Source organism: Brachybacterium sp. GPGPB12 (genome assembly GCF_038396325.1).
GTDB lineage: Bacteria > Actinomycetota > Actinomycetes > Actinomycetales > Dermabacteraceae > Brachybacterium > Brachybacterium conglomeratum.
In genome coordinates, this window is the sequence record NZ_CP149573.1 from 3,473,006 (window position 1) to 3,487,494 (window position 14,489).

The window sequence follows — 14,489 nt, forward strand, 5'->3', positions numbered from 1 at the left end:
CGACCTGAGGCGGAGGCCAGGAGAGAGACATGCAGAAGCTCGACGAGCTCGACAAGGCGTCCCTGCGCGAGGACGTCCCCGCCTTCCGCGCCGGCGACAACGTCAAGGTGCACGTGAAGGTCATCGAGGGCAACCGCTCCCGAATCCAGGTCTTCCAGGGCTACGTCATCGGCCGCCAGGGCCACGGCGTGGGCGAGACCTTCCGCGTCCGCAAGATCTCCTTCGGCGTCGGCGTGGAGCGCGTGTTCCCCGTGCACGCCCCGACGGTCGACAAGATCGAGGTCGTCACCCGCGGTGACGTCCGCCGCGCGAAGCTGTACTACCTGCGCAACCTCACGGGCAAGAAGGCCCGCATCAAGGAGAAGCGCGACCACTCCTGATCCGCTCCCGGATCCCGGGATCACCCGCGTGAGCGCGGCGAGACGGCGACGGCCCCACCCGGTGGTGGCCGTCGCCGTCTGCGTCGTGCTGGCGTCGCTCGCGGTGCTCGCCGTGCGGCACTTCGTGGTCCAGCCCTTCCGCGTTCCGTCGGCCTCCATGGCTCCGACCCTCGAGGCCGGGGACGTGCTCCTGGCCGACCGCACGAGCGCCGGCGAGGCCGAGCGCGGGGACGTGGTCGTCTTCGACGGGAGGGGATACTTCGCCCCCTCGGCGGAGGACGGCGACCGCTACTGGGTCAAGCGGGTGATCGCCGTCGGCGGCGACTCCATCGCCTGCTGCGGCGACGACGGCGCGCCGCTGCTGAACGGCGAGGAGCTGGAGGAGCCCTACCTGCCGGGCGGCATGGCGCCCAGCACCACCGAGTTCGACCTCGTCGTCCCCGAGGGGCGCATGTTCGTGCTCGGCGACAACCGTCCCGACTCCACCGACTCCCGGCACCTGCTCGGCGCCCCCGGCGGCGGGATGATCCCCGTGGATCGGGTGGTCGGCAGGGTCGAGCGGATCGTGTGGCCACCGCCTCGCGGCGGCTCCCTCTGACTCCCAGCCCCCAGCGGCTATCCTTGCCGCGATGAATGCGTCCGACGAGAACCGCCGAGCTGGCTCCCCGACCGGGGACGCCGCTCCCGCCGAGGACGCCTCGACCGCGACGACCGCGTCCGAGGGCGCGTCCCGCAGGGGGACGAGCGCCCCGCGGCGCAGGACCGCCCCGAGGGCGAGGGCCGCACCCACCGCCGCAGGCGCGGATGCCGCTGTGGCTGGACACGCTCGTGACCATGGTGGTCGCGCTGGTCATCGCGGTGCTCGTGAAGACCTTCCTGATCCAGCCGTTCTACATCCCCTCCGCCTCGATGAACCCCACTCTGCTGGAGGACGACAAGATCATCGTCTCCAAGCTCAGCCCCGGGGTGTTCGACCTCGAACGCGGCGACGTCATCGTCTTCGAGGACCCGGCGGACTGGATCCCCGGCGACGCGACCGAGAACCCCACCCCCGGGTGCGGGTCATGATGGCCCTCTCGCTCATCGGGCTCGCCCCGGACCCCTCCCAGGACCACCTGGTCAAGCGGCTGATCGGCCTGCCCGGCGATCACGTGGTGTGCGAGGAGGAGGGCGCCGCCCTGCAGGTCAACGGCACCACCCTCGACGAGCCGTACATCAACCCGGAGACCCCCGCCTGCCAGGCGGCCTTCGACGTCACCGTCCCCGACGACAAGGTCTGGGTGATGGGCGACAACCGCTACGCCTCCGCGGACTCCGCCTGGCACGAGGTGCAGGGCGACGGCGGCTTCGTCGACGAGTCGGACATCACCGGCCGCGCCGAGGTCGTGTTCTGGCCCGCGAGCCGCTGGACCGGTCTCGGAGACGGGTCGGACGCGTTCGCCGACGTGCCCGACCAGCCGTGACCGCCCCCGCACCGACCCTCGACCTCGAACGCGAGCTCGCCCGCCGCGCGGGCCCCGGGCGCCGGGTCGTGGTGGGGCTGGACGAGGTGGGCCGCGGCGCCCTCGCCGGCCCCGTCGCCGTCGGCGCGGTCGCCCTCGAGATCACCGACGGCGAGGTCGCACCCCTGCCCGACGGCGTGAGGGACTCCAAGAAGCTCACCGCCCGCCGCCGCGAGGCGCTCGTCGACCCGATCCGCGAGTCGGCGCTGGCCGGCGCCGTCGGCTGGGCGGAGGCGTCCGAGATCGACGAGATCGGGATCATGGCCGCCCTGACCCGCGCCGCGCGCGCGCGCTCGAGGGGCTCGGGGTCGAGGCCGACGCGCTCCTGCTCGACGGGGATGCGGACGTGCTCACCCCGGCGCTGACGGCCGCGGAGCGCCCCGCGCCGCTGGTCCAGCCGCGGGTCGCCGCCGACCGGGACTGCGCGAGCGTGTCCGCGGCGAGCGTCCTCGCGAAGGTCGCGCGGGACGCGCGGATGGTCGAGCTGGACGCGGAGGCCCCCGAGTACGGCTGGGGCTCGAACAAGGGATACGGCGCCGCGGTGCACCGCGCGGCGATCGACAGGATCGGCGTGCACGAGCACCATCGCCGCGCCTGGCGACTCGGCTCCGCGCCCGCCGCCGGTCGTGGCGCCCGCCCCGCCGCGGCACCCGTCGCGGGCACCGTCCCGACGCCCGGCTCCGCTGGCGTACTGTGGGAGGGCCCGTGGAGCCTGCAGGACGAGGAGGAGCGCCGATGAGCGACCAGGATCTCGAGAACTACGAGTCCGACCTCGAGCTCCAGCTCTTCCGCGAGTACCGCGACGTGGTCAGCCTGTTCACGTACGTCGTGGAGACGGAGCGCCGCTTCTACCTCGCCAACCAGGTGGACCTGCAGGTCCGCTCGGGCGGCGGCGAGGTGTTCTACGAGCCGCGCCTGGCGGACGTGTGGGTGTGGGACATCTACCGCTCCAACCGCTTCGTGCGCTCGGTGCGGGTGGTGACGTTCAAGGACGTCAACATCGAGGAGCTCAACAAGCAGGACATCTCGCTGCCCTGAGCCCGAGGCGCGGACCTCCGGCGCCGCGCGACCTCTCCTCCACAGCGCCCCGTCGTCCCCAGGATCCCGGGGCCGCTTCCCCGTCCGGGACGCTCCGGCGATGCTGACGGGCATGAACAGCCTCGCTCCCGTCCCCGGCACCCCGCCCGCCTCCCTCCGCGCCGACAGGCCGCGCCCGGCCCCGGCACCGCCCCGCGTGCGGGAGATGACCACCCTCGAGCTCGGTCGTGCGGGGGAGGATCTCGCCGCCGACCACCTGGTGGCCTGCGGCTGGCAGATCGTGGAGCGCAACCTGCGGCTCGAGCACGGCGAGCTGGACATCGTCGCCCTCGCGCACACGACCCTCGTCTTCGTCGAGGTCAAGACCCGCCGCTCCTTCGTCACCGGGGTGCCGCAGGCCGCCGTCACCCCCGCGAAGTCGCGCAGGCCGCGCCGCCTGGCGGGGGAGTACCTGATGGAGCGCTCGACCCCGCACCGCGACGTGCGGATCGACGTGATCGCCGTGCACGCCCACCTCGACGGAGTCTTCTCCCTCGAGCACCTCGAAGGGGTGCACTGAGATGGGCCAGGCGCGCACCCTCTCGATCAGCCTCACCGGCCTCGAGGGCACCCTGGTCGAGGTCGAGGCCGACGTCTCCCCGGGCCTGCCCGCGTTCTCGCTCGTGGGCCTGCCGGACTCCTCCACCCTCCAGGCCAAGGACAGGGTCCGCGCCGCCGCGGCCCGTAGCGGCCTCCGCCTCGCCCAGCGCCGGATCACCGTGAACATGACCCCGGCCTGGCGGCCCAAGCACGGCTCCGGCTTCGACCTCGCGATCGCGCTCGCGGTCCTCGACGCGCAGGGCGACCTGCTCACCCACGTCCCCTCCGACACCGTGCCGCTGGGCGAGCTCGGGCTGGATGGGAGGTCGCGTCCCGTCCCCGGGGTGCCGCCCGCCCTGCTCGCCGCCCGCGGTCTGGGGCTCTCCCGCGCCGTGGTCCCCGAGGCGAACCTCGCCGAGGCCCGACTCGTCGGCGGCATCGAGGTGGATGCGGCGCCCGACCTCACCACCCTCCTGCACCGCTTCGGCGCGGACGTCCCGCCGTCCCCCGCCCGCGAGCCGGCGCCCGCGGGCGCCGCAGTGGAACGAGACGCGGGCGACGACAGTCGACTTCGCCGACGTGATCGGCCAGGAGCAGGCCCGCCATGCCGCGGAGGTCGCCGCGGCAGGCGCCCACCATCTGCGCTGCAGGGACCGCCCGGCGCCGGCAAGACGATGATCGCCGCGCGCCTGCCCGGCATCCTGCCCGAGCTCAGCACCGAAGACGCCCTGGACGTCTGCGCCGTCCATTCGCTCGATGGCCGCTTCGACGCCCGCGACGGCCTCCTGCGCACCCCGCCGCTGGAGAGCCCCCACCACACCGCCACCGCCGCCGCGATCGTCGGCGGGGAGGAGGTCTCGCCCGGCCCGGCGCGATCTCCCGCGCCCACTGCGGGGTGCTCTTCCTCGACGAGGCACCGGAGTTCTCCGCCCGCGTGCTCGAGGCGGCGCGCGAACCCCTGGAGACCGGGGACATCACCCTGCACCGGGCGCGCGGGGTCACCCGATACCCGGCCCGCTTCCAGCTGGTCCTGGCCGCGAACCCCTGCCCCTGCGGGAACGCCTGGGGCAAGGGCGAGAAGTGCACCTGCACCCCGCTGCAGCGTCGCCGCTACCTCTCCCGGCTCTCCGGCCCCGTGATGGACCGGATCGACATGCGCGTCGACGTCGGCCCGGTGGACCTCCACCGCAGCGGCACCGAGCCCGCCGAGCCCAGCGCCGCGATCGCCGCCCGCGTCGGCCGGGCCCGCACACGCCAGGCGCGCCGCTACGAGGGACGCGGCTGGAGCACCAACGCCCACCTGCCCGGCCCGCTGCTGCGGACCGAGTTCGCCCCCGCCCCGGCGGACCTCGCGGCCGCTGCGCCACTCCCTCAGCCAGGGCCGGCTGACCCTGCGCGGCTACGACCGCGTGTCGCGCCTGGCCTGGACCCTCGCCGACCTCGACGGCGCCGACCGGCCCGACGCCCTGCACATCGGCGAGGCCCTCACCCTGCGACAGGCGGACGCCCGATGACCGAGAACCCCGAGAACCCCGAGAGCCCCGACTCCACCCGCGAGGCCGAGCGCCGGGCCCGGCTCACCTGGTCCCTGCTCGCCGAGCCGTCCGACTCCGTCGCGCTCCTGGCCCGGGAAAGGCTCGGACCCCGCGCCGCGCTCGAGCTCGCGCGCGAGGCGACGCCGACCGAGCCGCTCGCCGCGCTGGACGGACAGGCGCCGGCCGAGGCCGCCGACCCCGGCGCCGGCACGCCCGACGCCCGCGCCTCCCGCGCCCTCCAGCGCTGGCGCGGCCGGCTCGCCGCCGTCGACGTCGAGGCCGTGCTGGAGGACGCCGACCGGCGGCGGATCCGGGTCCTGATCCCCGGAGACGAGGAGTGGCCGAGCACCCTCGACGACCTCCAGGAGACCGCCCCCCACTGCCTGTGGGTGCAGGGCCCCGCCCGGCTCGACCGCCTGGCCGGGGAGCGCGCCGCGGCGCTCGTCGGCTCCCGCGCCTCGACCCCCTACGGGGAGGACGTCGCCTCCTCCCTCGGCGCCGCCTTCGCAGGCGCCGGCGGGACCGTCGTCTCCGGCGGCGCGTACGGCATCGACGCCGCGGCGCACCGCGGGGCGCTCGCCGCCCAGGACGGCGCGACCCTCGCCGTCCTCGCCGGCGGGCTCGACCGCCTCTACCCCCGCGGGAACACTCAGGCTGCTCGAGCGGATCCGCGAGCAAGACCTCCTGCTCAGCGAGGCCCCGATGGGCACCGCCCCCACACGGTGGAGGTTCCTGGCCCGCAACCGGCTGATCGCCGCCCTGTCCCGCGCGGTGGTGGTCGTCGAGGCGGCCTGGCGCTCCGGGGCCCTGTCCACGGCGCGGCTCGCCGATCAGCTCTCCCGACCGGTCGGAGCGGTGCCCGGGCCGGTCACCTCCGCCGCCAGCGCCGGTCGCCACCGCCTGATCCGCGAACGCGGCGCGGTGCTCGTCACCGAACCCGCCGAGTCGCTGGACCTGCCGCCCGGAGGGCCCGCCGCAGGGAGGGGAGCTTCGCCCGCCAGGACGAGCTCGATCTGCTCTCACCAGCGGATCGGCGTGTGCTCGATGCCGTGCCGCCCCGCTCGGGCATCTCCCCGGACCGCCTCGCGGACGAGATCGGCTTCGCGCCGCGCGAGGTCGGCGCAGCGCTGGCCCGGCTCGAGCCGCTGGGCCTGATCGAGCAGGGAGGGCCGCGGGTGCGGCGCACCCGCCGCACGGGCTGACGGCCGGCTCGGCGGGAGCACTGCCCCCGGCAGCGAGGATGGGCGAGAATGACGGGATGAGCACGGAGCGCGCGACGGAGACCGACGAGCAGATCGTCGACGCCTTCGCCGCCCATCTCGACCTCGAACGAGGCAGGTCCGAGCACACCGTCCGGGCCTACCGCCGCGAGGCCGCGGCGGCGCGCTGGCGCATCTGCGGGAGGTCGAGCGGATCGCCCCGGCCGAGCTCGACGTGACCGCGCGCGCTCCTGGCTCGGCGCCCGCGCGGAGACCGGGGCCGGCGCGAGCACCCTCGCCCGCTCCGCCGCCGCGCGCGGACGTTCACCACCTGGCTCGCCGCCACCGGCAGGATCCCGCACGACGTCGGCGGCCGGCTCCGCGCACCCCGCCGCGGCCGGCACCTGCCCACCGTCCTCAGCGACGAGCAGGCCGGCGCGCTCCTCGACGGGATCGTCACCGAGCCCGCTCCGAGGAGGAGCGACGTCCCGGCACCGGGCGCCGACACGGACTCCGAGGACGCCGTCCCGGGACGAGGCGGCACCCCGACGCCGGGCGCGACGGCGACGAGGGACGGCGCCGCAACGCGTGACGGGACGGCGACGGAGGGCGAGACAGCAGGGGAGGACGCCACCGCAGACGGCGCGCCCGCCGAGGAACCCTCCGAGGTCGATCCCGTCCAGCGCGCGGTGCAGGCTGCGCGACGCCGCCGTGCTCGAGCCGCTCTACTCCTCCGGCCTGCGCGTCTCCGAGCTCGTGGCCCTCGACCTGGGCGGGATCGACATGGCCCAGGGCACCGTCCGCGTGCGCGGCAAGGGCGACAAGGAGCGGATCGTCCCCGTCGGCGTCCCCGCCCTGGAGGCGCCGCGCCGCTGGGAGACGGAGGGCAGGCCGGTGCTCGCCGGAGCGACCGCCGCCGGTCGAGGCACGGCACAGGCCCCGGGGAACGTCAGGGCCGGGGCCTCCGCGGCGCGCCGAGCGAAGGCGCCGGGGCGGGCGCTCTTCCTCGGGGTGCGGGGCGGGAGGCTCGGGGACCGCGCCGTGCGCACCCTCGTGGACCGCTACGCGGCCCGTGCCGGGATCGCCCGCCACGTCACCCCGCACACCCTGCGCCACAGCGCGGCCACCCACCTCGTCGAGGGCGGTGCGGACCTCCGCAGCGTCCAGGACTTCCTCGGGCACTCCTCGCTCGCCACCACGCAGATCTACACCCATGTCAGCGCAGAGCGACTGCGCGAAGACCGTCGAGCAGGCGCATCCGCGCGCCTGAACCTCGGCAGGCGCGCCGCGCCCGCGCCCGTCGCGCCGAGCTCGCCACCATCGCCGACGGTGCTCGGCCCGGGAGCCCCGGCGGCGCCGCGGTCCCGACGGCCCCGGGCCGTGCGGCCCCGGCGGCCCCGGGCACGGTCAGGCCAGGGCGACCGCCCGCGCGCCGTGACGTGCGACCTGAGCGCCGACCGAAGCGCTGACCGGAGCGACCGCCCGGGACGGCATTCCCGCCCCTGCAGCAGGCTCCGCGCTCGCTCCTGTCGCCGACGCCGTCCCCGCAGGCCCTGCCGCGGCATCGGCGGAGGCCCTCGGCCCGGCCGCTCCCGCATCGCCTCCGGACGCGCCGCCTGCCCAGGGCGAGCAGGACGCTCGGTCCGCGCCCGCCGAGCGAGCAGCGGCGGATCGACGTACAGCTCGCCCCGTCGAGCGCCCAGATGCAGACAGTCCCGACCCTCGCAGTGGGAGGCGGGCGAGGTGCCATCGAGGGTGCCGAGCACCTGACCGGCCCCGATAGGGTCGCCGGCGCTCACCGCCCCGTTGACCGGCTCGTAGGTCGAGATCAGCCCGTCGGCATGCACTACCGAGACGACGCCGCGCCCGGCGACCGACCCGCTGAACCGCACGGTCCCGCCCTCGACCGCCCGGACCTCCGCACCGCCCGGGACCGCGATGTCGATCCCGCGATGACCGGGGCCGTAGGGCGTCGCCGGCGCGTCGAAGGGCGCGATCACCTCGCGCGGTCGCGGCACCGGCCACTGCCAGCGCGGACCGTCGGCCCGCGCCGCGGCGGACGGCATCACGGCCAGCGGCAGGAGCAAGACCAGCGGCGCGAGCACCCGCGCCGCCGGGGAGGCGGGCGGGGGAGAGGGCGTAGGCGCCGACGAGGGGATCATGTCGGCATCGTCCGTGCCCCGCCGCGGCTCGGCGAGCCCCGCCCGGCGGCGGTGGACCCGCGGGGTCTGTGGAGGAGAGGTCGCGCGGGGACCCGGCGAGGACTCGCCGGGACGGGGGCGATGCACGGGGGCCCGGCGAGGACTCGCCGGGACGGGGGTGACGCAGGACGCGCGCGAGGAGGCGGCGGCGTCCGATAGACTCCACTCAGCATCCGGTCCGTCCGGATGACTTCGCGTGCCCACCAGGGCTCGTCGGCCATCGGTCCTTCCCGTCCCCGCCCCGTGCGGAGGCAGGTGCAGGGCGGCCGACACCCGGGCACCAGGCCCCGCACCGACCGGTGGCGGGGGAACAACCGAGAAAGCAGGTCCTGCGCGATGACCGCGGACGCCTTCGGGCGCGCCGTGCGAGCCCAGGACCGGAGAACAGAGGACACCATCATGGCAGTCGTCACCATGCGCCAGCTCCTGGAGAGCGGCGTCCACTTCGGTCACCAGACCCGTCGTTGGAACCCGAAGGTCCGTCGCTTCATCTTCACCGAGCGCAACGGCATCTACATCGTCGACCTCATGCAGACCCTGTCGTACATCGACAAGGCCTACGACTTCGTCAAGCAGACCGTCGCCCACGGCGGCACCATCCTGTTCGTCGGCACCAAGAAGCAGGCGCAGGAGTCCGTGCAGGAGCAGGCCACCCGCGTGGGCATGCCCTACGTGAACCAGCGCTGGCTGGGCGGCATGCTCACCAACCTGCAGACCGTCTCCGCGCGCGTGAACCGCCTCAAGGAGCTCGAGCAGATCGACTTCGACGATGTGGCCTCCTCCGGCCGCACCAAGAAGGAGTCGCTCATGATGCGCCGCGAGAAGGACAAGCTCGAGAAGACCCTCGGCGGCATCCGCGACATGGGCAAGGCCCCCTCCGCCCTCTGGGTCGTGGACACCAACAAGGAGCACCTCGCCGTCGACGAGGCGCGGAAGCTCAACATCCCCGTCGTCGCGATCCTGGACACCAACTGCGATCCCGACGAGATCACCTACCCGATCCCGGGCAACGACGACGCGATCCGCTCCGTCACGCCGCTGACCCGCGTGGTCGCCGACGCGGTCGCCGCCGGCCTCCAGGAGCGTCACGCCAAGTCCACCGGCGGCGAGAAGAACGTCTCCGCCGTGGACGCCGAGCCGCTGGCCGAGTGGGAGCAGGAGCCGCTCAAGCAGTCCGAGGTCCAGTCCCAGGACGCTCCCGCCGAGGAGTCCGTCGCCGCCGCCGAGGAGAAGCCCGCCGAGGAGGCCCCCGCCGCGGAGTCCTCCGAGGAGACCTCCACCGAGGCCCCCGCCGCCGAGTGATCCGCGGGCCCGGGACCGACACGTCGGTCCCGGGCCCCTCCACGGGGAGGCCGAGCGCCTCCCGCCACCTCCCGAAGCGGCTCCCACAAGGAAGAGGAACATGGCCAACTACACGGCAAAGCAGACATCAAGGAGATCCGCGAGGCCACCGGCGCGGGCATGCTCGACGTCAAGAAGGCGCTCGACGAGGCGGACGGCGACAAGGCCAAGGCCGTCGAGGTCATCCGCGTCAAGGGCCTCAAGGGCATCGCCAAGCGCGAGGGCCGCACCGCCTCCGAGGGCCTCATCGCCTTCGACATCCGCGACAGCGCCGAGGGCCGCACCGGCACCCTCGTCGAGCTCAACTCCGAGACCGACTTCGTCGCCAAGAACGACAAGTTCGTGGCGCTCGGCGACGAGGCCGTGGCCGCCGCCGTCGAGTCCGGCGCCACCGAGCCCGAGCAGCTCGCCGAGACCCCCTTCGGCGAGGCGCTGACCAACGCCGGTGCGTCCATGGGCGAGAAGATCCTGGTGCGCCGCATCGGCCGCGTCTCCGGCGAGGCCGTCACCGAGTACATGCACCGCACCAACAAGGACCTGCCCCCGCAGGTCGGCGTGCTGGTCGCGACCGACGCGGCCGGCGCCGAGGTCGCGCGCGACGTGGCGATGCACATCGCGGCGTTCACCCCCGCGTACCTGACCCGCGACGAGGTCCCCGCCGAGCTCGTCGAGAACGAGCGCCGCATCGCGCAGGAGACCGCTGAGAACGAGGGCAAGCCCGAGAAGGCGATCCCCAAGATCGTCGAGGGCCGCCTGAACGGGTTCTACAAGGAGAACGTCCTGCTCGACCAGGCCTTCGCGAAGGACCCGAAGAAGTCCGTCGGCCAGGTCGTCGAGGAGGCCGGCGGCACCGTCACCGGCTTCGTCCGCTTCCGCGTCGGCAACTGACGCCACCGGGCCGGGCCGGGCGCACTGCGCGTCCTCCCCGGCCGCCGGCCACGTGAGCGTGGCCACCGCCCCGCGGCCCCGCACCATCGGTGCGGGGCCGCGCCGGTATCATCGCCGAGGACCCCGCGCGGAAGGACCCCTCCCATGACCCAGACGTTCACGTCCCCCATCCCTGTTCTGCCCAAGCGACAGGACGGGCGACGCGTCCTCCTGAAGCTCTCGGGCGAGGCCTTCGGCGGAGGCGCCGTGGGCGTCGACCCCGATGTGGTCTCCCGCATCGCAGCGGAGATCGCCGAGGGCGTGGCCCAGGGCGTCCAGTGCGCGATCGTCGTCGGCGGCGGCAACTTCTTCCGCGGCGCCGAGCTGTCCCAGCGCGGCATGGACCGCCGTCGCGCGGACTACATGGGCATGCTCGGCACGGTCATGAACTGCCTCGCCCTGCAGGACTTCCTCGAGCGGCGCGGGGTCTCCACCCGGGTCCAGACCGCGATCGAGATGGGCCAGGTCGCCGAGCCGTACATCCCGCGCGCGCGGTGCGCCACCTGGAGAAGGGGCGCGTGGTCATCTTCGGCGCCGGCGCCGGCATGCCCTACTTCTCCACCGACACCGTCGCCGTCCAGCGCGCGCTCGAGATCGGTCGCGAGGAGGTCCTGATGGCGAAGAACGGCGTCGACGGCGTCTACGACGCCGACCCCCGCACCAACCCCGACGCCACGAAGCTCGAGCACGTCACCTACGGCGACGCGCTCCAGCGCGGCCTCAAGGTCGTGGACTCCACCGCCTTCAGCCTCTGCATGGACAACGCCCAGCAGATGATGGTCTTCGGCCTCGACACCCCGGGGAACATCACCCGGGCGATGCGCGGCGACCGGATCGGCACCGTCGTCACCAAGTGACACCGGCCCGCAGGTCGCGGCGCCCGGACGCCGCGACGTGCGGGACAATGGACCCGAACACCCTTCGACAACCGAGGAGCACCCCGTGAGCGACGACACCGCGAGCATCCTGAAGGACGCCCAGTCCAAGATGACCAAGACCGTCGAGGTGACCAAGGACGAGTTCACCGCGATCCGCACCGGCCGGGCGAGCGCCGCGATGTTCCAGGGGATCACGGTCGAGTACTACGGCGCGCCGACCCCGCTGAACCAGCTGGCCTCGCTGCAGTTCCCCGAGGCCCGCACCGTCATCGTCACCCCCTACGACAAGACGGCGATGTCCGCGACCGAGACCGCCCTGCGCGAGTCCGATCTCGGCGTGAACCCCACCAACAACGGCGACACCCTGCGCGTGGTCCTGCCGGCGCTGACCGAGGAGCGCCGCCGCGACTACATCAAGCTCGCCCGCACCAAGGCCGAGGACGGCCGCATCGCGATCCGCGGCTCCCGCGGCAACGCGAAGAAGGCCATCGAGAAGCTGGTGAAGGACGGGGAGATCGGCGAGGACGAGGGCGCACGCGCCGAGAAGGACCTCGAGGCCCTGACCAAGAAGTTCATCGAGCAGGTCGACGAGGCGCTCGCCCTCAAGGAGACCGAGCTCCAGACCGTCTGAGCCGCGGAGCCACCGCCCCGCCGTGCAGACCGTGAGCGCTCCGCGATGAGCACCTCCGCGCCGGACCCCGCCGCAGCGACCGCCTCGACCTCCGTCGAGGCGGTCGCTGTCGCGCCGGAAGGCGAGCACGCCAAGCGGCGCGGCCCCGGCCGGAACCTCCCCGCCGCGATCGGCGTCGGCCTCGCGCTCGTGGCGGTGCTGGCGCTGTCCGTGCTGGTGGTGCCGCAGGCGTTCCCGGTCGTCGCGGCCATCGCGATGGTCGCCGCGGTGCTCGAGCTCACCCGGGCGCTCGCCCACGGAGGGCTCGAGGTCCCGGCTGTGCCGCCGCTGGTCGGCGTGATCGGGATGGTCGTCTCGACCGTCGTGTTCGGGGCGGAGGGGCTGATGCTCTCCACCGCCGCCGCGGTCTGCGTGCTGATCCTGTGGCGGGTCAGCGAGTCGATGGGCCTGACCGCCCTGCGCGACGTCGCCGGGGGAGTGTTCGCCCTGGCCTGGGTGCCCTTCCTCGGTCGCTTCCTGCTCCTGCTGATGCAGCGGGACCAGGGAGCGATGCTGGTGCCGCTCGCCGTGCTCGGCCCCGTCGGCAACGACGTCGGCGGCTACATCGCCGGGGTGCTCTTCGGCCGCCACCCGATGGCGCCCGGCATCAGCCCGAAGAAGAGCTGGGAGGGCTTCGCGGGCTCGCTCGTGCTCGGCACCGCGATGGTCACCCTGATCGCGGTGCTCGCGCTCGAGCCGCCCTGGTGGGTGGGAGTCGCGATCGGTGCGGTGCTGGTCGTGGTCTCCACCTGCGGGGACCTCGCCGAGTCGCTGCTGAAGCGGGACCTCGGGATCAAGGACATGGGGCACCTGCTGCCCGGCCACGGGGGCGTGCTGGACCGGGTGGACTCGATCCTCCTTGCCGCCCCCACCACCTACGTCATGCTGGAGGTACTGCCGCCATGAACGAGACCCCGCCTCGCACCCCTGCCGCAGGGACGAGCAACCCCGACCTCTCCCGCGAGGCCGTCCCCGGGCAGAAGGTCGCCCTCGCCCCCGGCCAGCCGCAGCCGCGTCCCACCCGTCGTGGGAAGCCGCCGGCGCACCTGGCCGACCTCACGCTCGAGGAGCGGATCGAGGCGGTGAAGGAGATGGGCCTGCCCGGCTTCCGCGCCAAGCGGCTCTCGGTGCACTACTTCGAGCACTTCACCACGGATCCCGAGGACCTCACCGACATCCCCAAGGACCTCCGCCAGCGGCTCGTGGACCGCTTCTTCCCGCCGCTGCTGAGCGTCGTCTCGCGCCAGAGCGCGGACCACGGCGCCACGCAGAAGTTCCTGTGGAAGCTGTTCGACGGCCCGATGGTCGAGTCCGTGCTCATGCGCTACAGCGACCGGGTCACCCTGTGCATCTCCTCGGAGGCGGGTCGCGGCATGAACTGCCCCTTCTGCGCGACCGGGCAGATGGGCCTGACCCGCAACCTCTCCACCGCCGAGATCCTCGAGCAGGTGCGGATCGCGAACCGGATGCTCGCGAGCGGCGAGTCGCCCGGCGGCCCCGGCCGCGTCTCGAACATCGTGTTCATGGGCATGGGGGAGCCGTTGGCGAACTACCGCCCCGTCGCGACCACCTGCAAGCGGCTGAACGCCCCGGCCCCGGAGGGGTTCGGGATGGGCGCCCGCCACATCACCGTCTCCACCGTCGGCCTCGCCCCGGCGGTCCGCAAGCTCACCGCGGAGAAGATCCCGGTCACCCTCGCGGTCTCGCTGCACGCCCCGGACGATGCGCCGCGTGACGAGCTGGTGCCGATCAACACCCGCTTCGACGTCGACGAGATCCTCGATGCGGCCTGGGAGTACTTCGAGACCACCGGCCGACGGGTCTCCATCGAGTACGCGCTGATCCGGGACATCAACGACCAGGCCCACCGCGCCCAGTCGCTCGCCGACCGGCTGATCGCCAAGGGCGGGGCGCACTGGATCCACGTCAACCCCATCCCGCTGAACCCCGTCAAGGGCTCGAAGTGGACCGCCTCGGATCCCCTGGTCGAGAAGCGCTTCGTGGAGATCCTGCGGGACAACGGCATCTCCGCCACGATCCGCGACACCCGCGGCTCCGACATCGACGGCGCCTGCGGCCAGCTCGCCGCCGAGGTGATCGAGTCCGACGCCCATCGCGAGGACCGCGAGGCGCGCGTCGCCCGGGTCGAGGCGGTCGCCTCGTCCGTCGCCGACTGACGCCGCGACCCGGCCCCGTCCGGGACCGCCGGGCCCAGCACGCCTCCCCGACACACCCCTCC

At 74.0% G+C, this 14,489-nt stretch carries 14 protein-coding genes and 6 pseudogenes; 19 read left to right on the forward strand and 1 reads right to left on the reverse strand.

All coding sequences use genetic code 11. The features are described from left to right. Nucleotides 1-29 precede the first annotated feature (29 nt). The 13 genes and pseudogenes from rplS (at nucleotide 30) to WKH84_RS20290 (ending at nucleotide 8,003) form a co-directional block, all read left to right on the forward strand. Nucleotides 30-380, forward strand: a complete 351-nt coding sequence (gene rplS, locus WKH84_RS20230; protein WP_010551346.1) for a 50S ribosomal protein L19 — start codon at nucleotides 30-32, stop codon at nucleotides 378-380. A 28-nt stretch (nucleotides 381-408) separates the two neighbouring features. Continuing rightward, entirely contained in the window at nucleotides 409-978 is a 570-nt protein-coding gene (gene lepB, locus WKH84_RS20235; protein ID WP_341854893.1) for a signal peptidase I, read from the forward strand. A gap of 236 nt (nucleotides 979-1,214) precedes the next feature. Beyond that, entirely contained in the window at nucleotides 1,215-1,448 is a 234-nt protein-coding gene (gene lepB / locus WKH84_RS20240) for a signal peptidase I (RefSeq protein ID WP_341856989.1), read from the forward strand. Beyond that, complete coding sequence (gene lepB / locus WKH84_RS20245; RefSeq protein WP_341854894.1) at nucleotides 1,445-1,843, forward strand: signal peptidase I; 399 nt, start codon at nucleotides 1,445-1,447, stop codon at nucleotides 1,841-1,843. The genes lepB (WKH84_RS20240) and lepB (WKH84_RS20245) overlap by 4 nt, the downstream gene beginning before the upstream one ends. A gap of 86 nt (nucleotides 1,844-1,929) precedes the next feature. Further along, a pseudogene (locus tag WKH84_RS20250) lies at nucleotides 1,930-2,621 on the forward strand (ribonuclease HII). Beyond that, on the forward strand, nucleotides 2,618-2,920 hold the full coding sequence (locus WKH84_RS20255) for a DUF2469 domain-containing protein (protein ID WP_341854895.1): 303 nt from the start codon (nucleotides 2,618-2,620) through the stop codon (nucleotides 2,918-2,920). Before WKH84_RS20250 ends, WKH84_RS20255 begins: the two are co-directional and overlap by 4 nt. Before the next feature lie 112 nt (nucleotides 2,921-3,032). Beyond that, the gene (locus WKH84_RS20260) at nucleotides 3,033-3,479 is read left to right on the forward strand and encodes a YraN family protein (RefSeq protein WP_341854896.1); all 447 of its coding nucleotides are present in this window, start codon (nucleotides 3,033-3,035) and stop codon (nucleotides 3,477-3,479) included. 1 nt (nucleotide 3,480) lies between these two features. Next, a pseudogene (locus tag WKH84_RS20265) lies at nucleotides 3,481-5,013 on the forward strand (YifB family Mg chelatase-like AAA ATPase). Further along, nucleotides 5,010-5,591: pseudogene (locus WKH84_RS20270) on the forward strand (DNA-processing protein DprA); the annotation flags it as partial. The pseudogenes WKH84_RS20265 and WKH84_RS20270, both read left to right, overlap by 4 nt. Before the next feature lie 109 nt (nucleotides 5,592-5,700). Further along, on the forward strand, nucleotides 5,701-6,189 hold the full coding sequence (locus WKH84_RS20275; protein WP_341856990.1) for a DNA-processing protein DprA: 489 nt from the start codon (nucleotides 5,701-5,703) through the stop codon (nucleotides 6,187-6,189). Nucleotides 6,190-6,292: 103 nt separating this feature from the next. After that, complete coding sequence (locus tag WKH84_RS20280; RefSeq protein WP_341854897.1) at nucleotides 6,293-6,472, forward strand: site-specific integrase; 180 nt, start codon at nucleotides 6,293-6,295, stop codon at nucleotides 6,470-6,472. Next, nucleotides 6,469-6,825, forward strand: coding sequence for a hypothetical protein (locus WKH84_RS20285; protein ID WP_341854898.1), 357 nt, complete (start codon nucleotides 6,469-6,471; stop codon nucleotides 6,823-6,825). Before WKH84_RS20280 ends, WKH84_RS20285 begins: the two co-directional genes overlap by 4 nt. A 119-nt stretch (nucleotides 6,826-6,944) precedes the next feature. Next, nucleotides 6,945-8,003: a tyrosine-type recombinase/integrase gene (locus WKH84_RS20290; RefSeq protein ID WP_341854899.1), complete on the forward strand. Its 1,059-nt coding sequence runs from the start codon at nucleotides 6,945-6,947 to the stop codon at nucleotides 8,001-8,003. Here the strand turns inward: WKH84_RS20290 and WKH84_RS20295 are convergent. Next, nucleotides 7,961-8,395 (reverse strand): annotated as a pseudogene (locus tag WKH84_RS20295) (M23 family metallopeptidase); the annotation flags it as partial. The gene WKH84_RS20290 and the pseudogene WKH84_RS20295 overlap by 43 nt on opposite strands. Nucleotides 8,396-8,833: 438 nt before the next feature. On the opposite strand from WKH84_RS20295, the gene rpsB reads away from it, so the two are divergent. From rpsB to rlmN, 6 genes and pseudogenes are all read left to right on the forward strand, one after another. Then, nucleotides 8,834-9,736, forward strand: coding sequence for a 30S ribosomal protein S2 (gene rpsB / locus WKH84_RS20300; protein ID WP_341854900.1), 903 nt, complete (start codon nucleotides 8,834-8,836; stop codon nucleotides 9,734-9,736). Between the two features lie 100 nt (nucleotides 9,737-9,836). Then, nucleotides 9,837-10,663: pseudogene (gene tsf / locus WKH84_RS20305) on the forward strand (translation elongation factor Ts). Nucleotides 10,664-10,807: 144 nt separating this feature from the next. Beyond that, nucleotides 10,808-11,559 (forward strand): annotated as a pseudogene (pyrH, locus tag WKH84_RS20310) (UMP kinase). 85 nt (nucleotides 11,560-11,644) lie between these two features. Continuing rightward, complete coding sequence (gene frr / locus WKH84_RS20315) at nucleotides 11,645-12,211, forward strand: ribosome recycling factor (RefSeq protein ID WP_308740305.1); 567 nt, start codon at nucleotides 11,645-11,647, stop codon at nucleotides 12,209-12,211. A 45-nt stretch (nucleotides 12,212-12,256) separates the two neighbouring features. Next, entirely contained in the window at nucleotides 12,257-13,156 is a 900-nt protein-coding gene (locus tag WKH84_RS20320; protein ID WP_341854901.1) for a phosphatidate cytidylyltransferase, read from the forward strand. Further along, nucleotides 13,153-14,427: a 23S rRNA (adenine(2503)-C(2))-methyltransferase RlmN gene (rlmN, locus tag WKH84_RS20325; RefSeq protein WP_341854902.1), complete on the forward strand. Its 1,275-nt coding sequence runs from the start codon at nucleotides 13,153-13,155 to the stop codon at nucleotides 14,425-14,427. Before WKH84_RS20320 ends, rlmN begins: the two co-directional genes overlap by 4 nt. Nucleotides 14,428-14,489 lie beyond the last annotated feature (62 nt).